This is a genomic window from Candidatus Egerieousia sp., assembly GCF_056211015.1.
The window spans coordinates 1-10,411 of sequence record NZ_JBAELF010000075.1 but is presented as its reverse complement, the minus strand read 5'-3'; the positions used below and the strand labels follow the sequence as shown (position 1 = coordinate 10,411).

The 10,411-nt window shown below is 48.7% G+C and carries 10 protein-coding genes; all 10 read left to right on the top strand.

The genetic code is table 11. The annotated features are described in order from the left end of the window. Nucleotides 1–112 precede the first annotated feature (112 nt). Entirely contained in the window at nt 113–277 is a 165-nt protein-coding gene (locus AC06L3_RS05520) for a hypothetical protein (protein ID WP_475669624.1), read from the top strand. A gap of 12 nt (nt 278–289) precedes the next feature. Next, a complete protein-coding gene (locus AC06L3_RS05515; protein WP_475669623.1) occupies nt 290–1,126 on the top strand; it encodes a hypothetical protein in 837 nt (278 codons plus the stop codon). A gap of 26 nt (nt 1,127–1,152) precedes the next feature. Beyond that, complete coding sequence (locus AC06L3_RS05510; RefSeq protein WP_475669622.1) at nt 1,153–1,659, top strand: hypothetical protein; 507 nt, start codon at nt 1,153–1,155, stop codon at nt 1,657–1,659. 225 nt (nt 1,660–1,884) lie between these two features. Then, nucleotides 1,885–2,115: a DUF5678 domain-containing protein gene (locus AC06L3_RS05505; protein WP_475669621.1), complete on the top strand. Its 231-nt coding sequence runs from the start codon at nt 1,885–1,887 to the stop codon at nt 2,113–2,115. 571 nt (nt 2,116–2,686) lie between these two features. Further along, entirely contained in the window at nt 2,687–3,607 is a 921-nt protein-coding gene (locus tag AC06L3_RS05500; RefSeq protein WP_475669620.1) for an ATP-binding protein, read from the top strand. 368 nt (nt 3,608–3,975) lie between these two features. Next, nucleotides 3,976–5,313: a condensation domain-containing protein gene (locus tag AC06L3_RS05495; protein WP_475669619.1), complete on the top strand. Its 1,338-nt coding sequence runs from the start codon at nt 3,976–3,978 to the stop codon at nt 5,311–5,313. Further along, a complete protein-coding gene (locus tag AC06L3_RS05490; protein ID WP_475669618.1) occupies nt 5,310–8,594 on the top strand; it encodes an amino acid adenylation domain-containing protein in 3,285 nt (1,094 codons plus the stop codon). The genes AC06L3_RS05495 and AC06L3_RS05490 overlap by 4 nt, the downstream gene beginning before the upstream one ends. Next, nucleotides 8,591–9,211, top strand: a complete 621-nt coding sequence (locus AC06L3_RS05485) for a 4'-phosphopantetheinyl transferase family protein (protein WP_475669617.1) — start codon at nt 8,591–8,593, stop codon at nt 9,209–9,211. Before AC06L3_RS05490 ends, AC06L3_RS05485 begins: the two co-directional genes overlap by 4 nt. A gap of 4 nt (nt 9,212–9,215) precedes the next feature. After that, nucleotides 9,216–9,800, top strand: a complete 585-nt coding sequence (locus AC06L3_RS05480; RefSeq protein ID WP_475669616.1) for a phosphotransferase — start codon at nt 9,216–9,218, stop codon at nt 9,798–9,800. Beyond that, the gene (locus AC06L3_RS05475) at nt 9,794–10,075 is read left to right on the top strand and encodes a hypothetical protein (protein ID WP_475669615.1); all 282 of its coding nucleotides are present in this window, start codon (nt 9,794–9,796) and stop codon (nt 10,073–10,075) included. Before AC06L3_RS05480 ends, AC06L3_RS05475 begins: the two co-directional genes overlap by 7 nt. The last annotated feature ends 336 nt before the right edge of the window (nt 10,076–10,411 follow it).

Genomic DNA, 10,411 nt, shown 5'->3' with positions numbered 1-10,411 from the left:
TAATCAATCGTTTAGTATGTAGCAACAATGGCGCTGCCGCCTGTATTCCCTTCGGGAACGACAGACGGAGGCTCCGAAATATACCCTTGCGTAAAGCAAACAAATAAACAGAATGAAACAGGAAATCAAAGACAAAAACAGACAGGAGCGTCAAGCCTACGCTTCGCCAAAAGTGAAGGTCATCACGACATCCGTGCAGAGAGTTATATGCACAAGTCCCAATGGAATCAATCCAATGGTCCCGGATGAAGAGGATGGTGGAAGTCTTTTCGGATAGGAGGATAAGAAAATGAAGAAGACAATGATAATCGCGGCGGCAGCCGCATCAGCTGTGCTGCTCGCTCTGGCTTCCTGCAACAAGGTGGAGGCCATTGAGACCAAAGAGAAGGAATCGCCTGAAACTGTATCGTCAGATGCTCCCATATTCACGGCAACTATAACCGGTGCGACCAAGACCACTGTTGATGTGTCAAACGGCAAGGTTGCCTGGGAGGATGATGATGAGATAACCGTGAAGGATGCATCTTCCAATACTGCTGTCTATAAGATAAAAAGCATCGATGCCACTACCGGCAAGGCGACCTTTGTCCAAAAAGAGCCGGAAACCGCCTTGGGAGAGGGCCCTTACACCGCCACCTACGGAGCCGAGCCTGCAAAGTCGCAGGAATACTCCGCCACAGCCGGGAAGCTCTATATGACGGCTCCTGAGCCTTCGGATAACAATTTCACGTTCTCCGTTCAGTGCGGGCTGATGAAGCTCAATCTCAAGGAATCCGAAAGGGAGATTGAGAAAATCTCTGTGACCGGCACTCCTGAGGGCGATTCGGAGACAACATTCACCCTCACCTGCAGCAAGGCCCAGAGTATTGAATCAGCAACGGACTTTTTCATTTCCCTTCCACAGGGAGAATACACGAAAATTGTCATTACAGACTCCGATGAAGGAGTATGCATCAAGAAAGTTACGTCAACATCTCTCTCTATCCTCACAAATCACATCAAACCGGTTACATTCTCATCCTTGGACTTCATTGTAATACCAAACACATTCTGCCTTAGTCTCAATGACGAATATGTTGATGAAGATAAAAATCCGAGTAGACAAGGTTGGGGCACTCAGTGGTAAAAATAATACAAATTCTTGCAAACTGAATGGAAATGAATAAACGATTTGTCATATTGTTTTTTTTCGCTTTTATGAGCGTGACGGGAGCGTGGGCGCAGGACGCAGAGATTCTCAAGCTTACAACTTATCAGGATCCTGATGATGAAAAGAAATACTACGCCACATTCTACGATAGCCAGAAAGCCTACATCATCCCTGATGAAGCGAAGGCGTACACAGCAATTGTGAAAGACGAGGATGAAGAAACGAAAGTTTGTCTCACAGCCATTAATGGAAACATCCTGCCAAAGGGCGTGGCTGTGCTGCTCTGTACCGTGAGTAAAGAAATTGAACTGATGGTTACTGACTACGATGGGAAGTTCGAAGGGAAAAACGATTTAAAGGGTGTTGATGAAGAGACTACTAATCCAGATGACAGCTACTACTACATGCTCTCATTTGGACAAATGGGGCTCGGATTCTACAAGATGAATGGGATGTCTCTTTCAGCCCATAAGGCCTATCTCTATTTCCAACACGGTCAGGCGGAATAGCATTGAAATAAAGGGTCTTGTCTCAGGATTGAAAGTGCAACCTCGCCCGTTATAACTTAGACAAAAATTGGCTCAGTGGAAATTTGTGTTAAAAATGCCGCTCTTTCAGTACTTTATGTCACCGAGATGCCTGATAATTGCCGGAAAATGATTAACTTTATACGTTGTGAGCGTGCGAATGACAAAGCGCGGGGCATATCTGAACGAAAATAAAACAAAATAGTCATGTTAGACAAGGAGTTTAAATTCTACCTGGCACATCAGAACGAATTGTTGCCCAAATACGAGAATCAGTATATTGCCATAGTGGGTGATGAGGTGGTCGGTGCCTATCCTACGGCTTCTGAGGCATTATACGAGAGTGATGCCAAGTACGCACCTGGTACTTGTCTGATACAGTTGTGTACTCCCGGAAACGGAGCTTATTCCGTGAGGGCTTGGAACAGAGAATGCTAGATTTGTGAGGGCTGGGATAGGAGACTACTATCCTACTATAGGAATTATCCTTTTCCCTGATGAATATACCCATCCATCAACACGTAAATTTGGGGGCATCAATAATGATTCTCGTTTGGATTACGGTCCTGATCAGATTAGATCCCGTGATTGGCAGAAGATGGAAGCCGCGGGATGTGTGTTCCTACCGCACGGGGGGTATCGCGAAGGTTCTTGGGTGGGAACCCTGGGCGCCTATTATTGGTTATCTACAAAATATGATGATTTAGATTCAGAATATGCCTATTACTTTCGGTCTTCGGAAGAGAGCGTAAGAATATCTTATAGTAATGCAATATACCGTAGTTACTCTGTCCGCCTCGTCACAGACGTGAAGTAGCGACTGTCAGACACGCAGATACACACCTTGTCGCGCACCCTCTATGAGCAGAAGGTGCGCGACTTGTTTTTATCCTACGTCCCCGCCGAGGTACATAGAGAAAATGAACGGTTGGCCAAAACACGGGATAAAATCTGGTCGAATGAAGGAATGATTTTTGGCCGAACGAAGGAATAGTGCTATATTTGCAGTATGGGAACATACAAACGTAGAATAGCCGATGATCTTTTAAGGGACAACCTTGAGGCGGCGGGTCTTGTCTTGATAGAAGGGACCAAATGGTGTGGAAAGACCACAACTGCAGAACAGCAGGCAAACAGTACTGTCTATATGAATGATCCTGAGCATTCCGAATCATACATAAGTCTTGCGCAGAATGCTCCGAAACTGCTTCTTAAAGGAGCTGCGCCGCGTTTGATCGACGAGTGGCAGGATGCACCTGAACTTTGGGATGCCGCCAGGTTTGAGGTTGACCATAGGGATGAGAAAACGGGACAGTTCATTTTCACGGGTTCAACAGTGATTCCTCCGGAGAAAAGAGAAAAAATCAAGCATTCCGGAACGGGAAGGGCCGCCAGATTTACAATGAGGACGATGAGTCTGTGGGAGTCAGGAGAGTCGAATGGCAATCTCAGTTTTCAGAATCTTTTCAACGATAGAGCTGACGGAGCCTATGAAGCGACCGAACTTAACGTTGAAAATTTGGCGTGGCTGATTTGCAGAGGCGGCTGGCCGGCAGCTCTGTATATGAATAGGAAAGGTGCCTTGAAGCAGTCGGGAAATTATATCGATGCCATTGCGTCAACCGACATATCGGAGGTTGACGGGGTAAAAAGGGATAAGGACTTCACGCTACGGTTGCTGAGAAGCTATGCGAGGTTCCAGGGTTCCCCTTCACCGATAACTTCAATTTATGAGGATTTGAAATCCAACAACGAGAGTTCTCTCTCCGAGGAGACCATATCGTCATACATCTCGGCCCTGAAACAGCTTTTTGTTATTGAGGACACCCCCGCATGGAACCCGAATCTGAGATCCAAGACGGCAATCCGTTCGTCTGACACACGTTATTTCGTTGATCCGTCCATTGCTGGAAAATCCGCGCGCGAGTGACCCCCTAAACCGATACAGTTTGACCCTCTGCGCCAAAATATGGCTGACCCCTTGTGCCAAAATAATATTGACCCCGTCCAAAAATCTTCAACAGCGATATTGATATATGATTTCAAGAAAGGCAAAGCTACCTCCTGTTTCGCAAAAGTCAAGGCTAAATGGAACACCCTACGGGTGGCCTTGACATATTGCTCTCCAGGGGCTATTGGTGGCCTATCTTGAACTCAAACATACAATGTAAATCCAATGAATAGTTCCGTTGTTTATTGATTAATGCGATCCAACTGGCAAATCCAATCTTCAATTGACCCCTCTATTCAGAAGCGGAGGGGGTCAAAATAAAATAATTTTCGGGGGTCAATGCTATTTTGGCCGAAGGGGGCAACGAAGAACGGAATTTCCACACACCTACAGTCCGTGAAATCGCCGCGAATCTGGAGGACGCCCCGCAACATCCCGCAGCTCTTGCCAGACATGAGTTCTATCCTCTGACCCGCAGGCTCCAGCTGATATCGGAACTCTCATGCAAGAATGCAGACAGAACTTTCCTGAATATTGCGAAGTGCTATGTCTTCAAAGAGGGCGCGGTCGATTCCGCAAGGCTGGCGGATGCATTTGTGAAAGCAATCGATGCGACGCCTGTCCTGAAGGCCCGTCTTGTGCGGCTCGAAGATGGACTCTGCCTTCAGCGAAGGGACGACACCGAGGCAAGGGTCACACTCGAAACCGCCCCTGCAAAGCCGGACTACGAGCATTTCAAGTCAGCGGTCAAACCTTTCGACCCTATGGCGGACGATTGGTACAGAATCGCCATAACCACTTATGGCAAACAGACTTATCTCTTCATAGACATATTTCATCTTCTTGCCGACGGCATTTCCCTCACATGTTTCCTCAAAAAGGTGGCGGACGCCTATTTCGGAAAGGAATTGAAACCTGACAGATATACTTTCTTCGACTATATCCTTGACGCCAAGACAAAGTTCGAACCTCGTGATGCGATGCTTGGAGACGAGTGGTACGGCCGCCTCAAAGAAAGTTGTGGCTCCGTCCTGAAACTCAGCGACAAGGCTTCTGCCTACACCTCCATAGGCAAGGAGGGCCTTCTTGACATAGACCTGGGACAACTCGGGAAAGTCAGTTTCTGCAAGGACTACGGCGTGACCGAAAGCAACCTGTTTCTGGCCATTGTGATGGCGGCACTGCAGAAAATTTCCGGGCGGGAGAAATTCATGCTCGGCATCTATATGAACATTCGCTACGGCAATGACCAGTCCCTGTACGATATGGTAGGTTACATGCTTTCCGTATCCCTGGTCGGCACTGACCATCGGCTGCTCACGGACAGACTCTTCGAAGAGGCACGTTACCTTCAGGAGCAGACCGTCACCTCCTATTCTCTATCCCATTATTCTTCTGTACGCATGGTCGAGCGGGGTCTCTTCTCCGAAGACGACAAGTATATCATGCCGTATTTCCTTTTCCAGGACGGTATGTCAGAAGGAAGGGCTCAGGCTTTGGATCTGCTGACTGATACATGGTCCTACCATAACAATTACGCACAGGACAGACTCTGCATCGAAGTAGGTCGCCGTGACGGAAACGGCTATGGCGTAATCCTCAATTATGACCGGGACTATTACAGCGAGACTCTTATGGAAAGGCTCGCCGCCGCCATTAAAGAAGTTGCAGAAAATCTCAGATGAAAAAATCAACGACATATCCATACTCTTCAAAACCTGACTGTGTTTCCGGAACCGGAAGGCTCAGCGTGAGCCTGCACGGCTGTCCGGAGAGCGACGTTGCCGCCGAAGCGCTGGAGTGGGCACTGAAACGTCTTCTCCGTCAGGACTCTGTCGTTCTTTCGGACAGCGCAGGAGCTGTCAACTTCGAGACTCTCCAGACTCCGGAGGGAGAACTTGAACTTAAGCTTTCGTACAATCAATCTCTCTATTCCCGGCGCGACATGCAGTCTCTTCTTGATGCATGGCGCTTTCTGGCGGAAGGCATCCGCGACGAATCCGCCGATCCGACCACAATCCCTCTGGTCTCCGAAGATGAAAGGCGCCGCCTTCTTGAAATGGGCGACGGCGACCTCCGAAATCCGTCATTCTCCACCAATTCCGGCCTCCTTCCGCCTGACAGGACAATAATCGACAACTTTATCGCCTTGTCGCACGCCGAGCCGGACAAGGAAGCCGTGGTTGACCGGGCAGGGGCCTACACCAGAAAGGAGTTGAACCTTTTCAGCAACAAAGTGGCGCACTGGATTGCAAAACAGAATATTCCTGCGGATGCTGCAATAGGAGTAATGACACCACGTGTGAAGGAGTATGCTCCTCTTGCTCTCGGTGTTCTGAAGGCCGGCCATGCGATTGTCACTCTCGAAGAAGACTATCCGGAGGCCCGTCTCAAACAGATAATCGGGCAGGCGGGCATTTCCCTGACACTTACAACGGAGACTCTTGCGGATATTCTCGGTTCGGACACATTTTCCGAAGACATCTGCCGCTGCACTCCCGGAAGCGTCTTCCAGATCTTCTTTACCTCCGGCTCTACCGGAACTCCCAAGGGCGTCGTCAGAACCCACGCGGAAATCACAGAGAACCTGAACGTCGCCATACGCTACGGCCTTCACACTCCGGATGCGGCATCCTGCCAGATTGTCCGGTTCAGTTTTATCGCCAGTGTTACCGCTTTCTGGAGACCGCTTGGCTATGGAACACCTGTCCATATCATAGATCCGGCAATGGCAGCAGACCAGAACGCCCTCGTGGATTATCTCTGGAAACACAATATAACCTACGCCCTGATGTCGGGAAGTTACGGTTCCAGACTGGTAAACAACTACGATGTCCCGCTACGTGACCTTCTTCTCTCGGCGGAGAAAGCCCAGCCGATCACCAACACCAAGGTAAGGGTTACAAATATGTACTCCTGTACGGAACTGCTCTGGGCTTCTTCCAAGGTTCTCTCTCCCGGGGACGACCATCTTACGGTGGGTATTCCGACCCCGGGAACAAACATCTGCATCCTTGACGAATACATGAATCTTCTGCCGCAGGGGGCTGTCGGAGAAATATGTCTCAGTTCGAACACTATGGCGAAGGAGTATCTGGACAATCCTGAACTGAACGGGCGCAAGTTTACGGCTAACCCATTCATACCCGGAAAAAGGCTTTACCGTTCTGGGGATTTGGGTTTCTTCGACGAAAACGGAGAACTGAATGTCGTGGGACGGACTGACAATATGGTGAAACTGCGCGGCTACCGTGTCGAGCTGGACGAAATCAGCCATGCCGCAGTCCAGTACAAGGGCGTCGATATGTGCGCTTGCGTAAAAAAGGAACTGGGCGGTTCGGAGGTCATCGTCTGCCACTACACTTCTGCATGCGGAGTGACAGAAGTTGAACTGAAGGACTTCCTGACCATAAAACTGCCGCCGTTCATGGTCCCACAGAAGTATATTCTCCTCGATATGATGCCTCTGAATGCCAACGGCAAGATTGACCGCAAGTCGTTGCCGGAGCCTGAATCGGGCGCCGTTGACGTTGAGTTGCCCGCCACTGACGACGAGCGAATGGTTCTCGATGTCTTGAAGGAAGTCCTTGGCGCAGATCAGATAAGCGTCACCGCCAATCTCATCTCTTTGGGACTGACGTCGATATCGGCGATGGACATCGTGATGCGTCTTTCACGTAAATTCGGGAAGAAAGTGAAACTGTCGGATCTTATGTCGAGCCCGACTGTGCGCGATATCGCGGTAATGCTGACGGATGCCGATGAGACTGGCGCGGGGGAGAAACGGACTCTCTATCCCTTGACGGACGACCTCAGTTATGAGGCAGCGCTCTGTATGGCCAATACGGACAAACTCTTCTTCAACGTCTCGTTCTGCTACCATTATACTGCCGGGAATTTTGATGCAGAGAGGCTGAAACGGGCTTTCGAGACGGTCATTGATGCTACTCCTTTTCTGAAGGCTCGTCTGGAGGAACGTGACGGAAGGTATTATTTGAGAAGACGGGATGATGCACGCATACCGGTTGTATTGGAAAAGTTGAGTGCCAGGCCGGATTTCAATGCGATGAATCGGCCCTTCAACCCTATGGTGGACGATTGGATCAGGATTAATATATCTGACTATAATGGAGAGACTTACCTGTTTTTATCGGTGCTTCATCTTCTCGCAGATGGAATATCCCTTGATCATTTAATGAAAAAGGTTTACGATACTTACTACGGAGGACATCCGGTTAAGGACAGTTATACTTTCTACGATTATCTGGTTGACACGAATGAAAAATTCGCTCCCCGCGACAACATCCTCGGCGACGAGTGGTACGGAAATCTCATCCGTCGCTGTGGCTCAGTCCTGAAGTTCAGTGACAGGGCTTCGGTTTTCAGTGGAGTAGGAATCCAGGCGGAGCTGTCGGTCAATCTTGATGGAACGGATGTCGTCCGCAGATGCCGTGAAGCCGGTGTGACAGAGAGCAGCTTTTTCCTTACAGTAGTAATAGCCGCTTTCCAGAAACTGACTTCCAGGGACAGGTTTGTCCTCGGTGTTTACAACAACAGCCGTTATGGAGGTGGGAGTGTTCTCTACGATTTGACCGGTTATCTTCTTTCGGTCGCCCTGGCAGGTGTTGACCACAGGATTCACGAATCCGCTCTGCTTGAAGAATCACGTCGCATACAAGAACAGTCAATCAAATCCTATGCTCTCTCGAATTACTCTGTGTCAAGGATGGTTGAAAAGGGATATTTTTCCAGGGATGACAGGTATATAATGCCTTACTTCATCTATCACACCAGGTTGAAAGACACCCTGGAAAACAATTATGCCCAAGATGGTCTTCTGGTCGAGGTCTCTCAGACTCCCACCGGGGAGTACCGGCTCTGTATTGCATACGACACGAGTTATTACAGCCCTGAACTTATCAGTAAGCTGGCTTCTATGATAGAATCTGTATTTTTCGAATTATGAGAATATTACAATATAGTATTCCTCGGACCCTAACTGCAGAAGACTTGGAAAAGGTCCTCTGCGAACTGCCTGTATGGCGTCGGGATAAAGCTCTTTCCTTCAAGTTCATGAGCGACAGATTCCAGTCTGCGAAGGCTTATTCTCTTTTGAAGGAGGGTCTCTCTTCCGAGTTCGGCATCTCCGGTAATCCCGACTTTATCTATACAGATTCCGGAAAGCCGCTTCTGAAGAATTATCCGGATATCCATTTCAATCTCAGCCATTGCAACAGGGGGATTCTCTGTGTTGTCGGCAGGGAGGAGGTGGGATGCGATATGGAGGCTATTCCGAAATGTCTGGATATGGATATGCTCAACTTCTGCTTTTCCTCCGAGGAGACCGATGCCATTCTTTCCAATACTGATCCGGAACTTTGTTTCACATCTCTCTGGACCGCAAAAGAGGCTTATCTCAAATTCACGGGTATGGGGCTTGTCGACAATATTTCCGAGATATTCACTCCCGAACTTCTGAAAACTCTATCCCTCAAAACAGTCGTCAATAAGGAAGAAGGATGGGTCTATTCAATATGTTGCAAAAAGAGATTATTCTGCCTGCCAGAAATTAAAATAACTTAATAGCATGAAGAAAATAGAACTGAACGATTGGATTGAAAGCGGCCGGGGAGGCCGGGGAGCATCGTTTTTCCATAAGGATGACCCGGATTACATGCTCAAGTTCGATAACCTGCTGACCGACCCTTCCAGTATGGAGCAGGAACTCTCTGCGGCTTCTGTGGCATACTCTCTGGGTATAAGCACTCCGGAGCCGGGCGAAGTGGTGACTGACGGTACGCGATACGGCTTGACCTTCAGACGAATACCGGACAAGGTCTCCTACGCCCGCGCCATAGGCGACAATCCCGGGAGACTGGAGGAACTGGCAAAGGAATTTGCCCTTCAGACGCGCGAGCTGCACGCCATTGAGGCTGACACCGCAAGGATGAGGAACATAAAGGACATCTACCGCCCTCTCGTAAGCCGCAACACCCTGCACGAACCGGCCCTCATCGACCGAGCCCTGAAACTGCTGGACTCGCTTCCTGAAGGCAGGACCTGCGTGCACGGAGACCTCCACTTCGGCAACATCATTCTCTCGCACGGCAAGAGCTGGTTCATAGATATGGGCAACTTCTCCTACGGCTGTCCGCTGTTCGACCTATGCTGAAGGCGATATGCCAGTTGGCAACTGTTGATCCTCCTGTCTTCAGGGAAATGTTTCATTTCGAACCGGAACTGGCAGACAGGTTCTGGGCTCTGTTCGCAAAAGAATATTTCGGACAGGACGAGGATATCAGGAGCATCGATGAAATGGTGCGGCCATATACAGTCATCCGCAAGCTGACGATGGAAGTCGAATCGGGAGTTCCGTTACCGAAGCCGGCGCTTTCGGACGTATATGAGATGCTTGGGACTTCATCAACTGGTGAAGGTCAATATTGACAAACCAAAATTAACCCTCATTCAGAGACGGATTTTTGCCTCCTATTCTTCCTCCGTGAAAATAAAGTCGTCCTTCTTCCCGTCGGTCAAAAGATTACTTCTTCTTTACGGAGGATGATTACTTGTGGCAAGTACGTGGCAAGTATGTAAATGAAATATTTACAAGAAAAGTTTGGAAATACGATGCTGAATGCTTATATTTGCATACAGTTCTTTGAAGTAATTTTTATGGTAAGTGACCACTGGCATATGTGAGATATGGTAATTTATGGTAAGTGCCTATTCAATATCGTCACATTTGGTCACAAAGTTACTTACCGTGATAATTACCATAGG

Bases quoted from the DNA above. Each gene is read 5' to 3' on its own strand.
- AC06L3_RS05510 (WP_475669622.1), top strand. From the start codon at position 1,153: ATGGAAATGAATAAACGATTTGTCATATTGTTTTTTTTCGCTTTTATG.
- AC06L3_RS05480 (WP_475669616.1), top strand. From the start codon at position 9,216: ATGAAGAAAATAGAACTGAACGATTGGATTGAAAGCGGCCGGGGAGGC.
- AC06L3_RS05485 (WP_475669617.1), top strand. From the start codon at position 8,591: ATGAGAATATTACAATATAGTATTCCTCGGACCCTAACTGCAGAAGAC.
- AC06L3_RS05490 (WP_475669618.1), top strand. From the start codon at position 5,310: ATGAAAAAATCAACGACATATCCATACTCTTCAAAACCTGACTGTGTT.
- AC06L3_RS05475 (WP_475669615.1), top strand. From the start codon at position 9,794: ATGCTGAAGGCGATATGCCAGTTGGCAACTGTTGATCCTCCTGTCTTC.
- AC06L3_RS05505 (WP_475669621.1), top strand. From the start codon at position 1,885: ATGTTAGACAAGGAGTTTAAATTCTACCTGGCACATCAGAACGAATTG.
- AC06L3_RS05500 (WP_475669620.1), top strand. From the start codon at position 2,687: ATGGGAACATACAAACGTAGAATAGCCGATGATCTTTTAAGGGACAAC.
- AC06L3_RS05515 (WP_475669623.1), top strand. From the start codon at position 290: ATGAAGAAGACAATGATAATCGCGGCGGCAGCCGCATCAGCTGTGCTG.
- AC06L3_RS05520 (WP_475669624.1), top strand. From the start codon at position 113: ATGAAACAGGAAATCAAAGACAAAAACAGACAGGAGCGTCAAGCCTAC.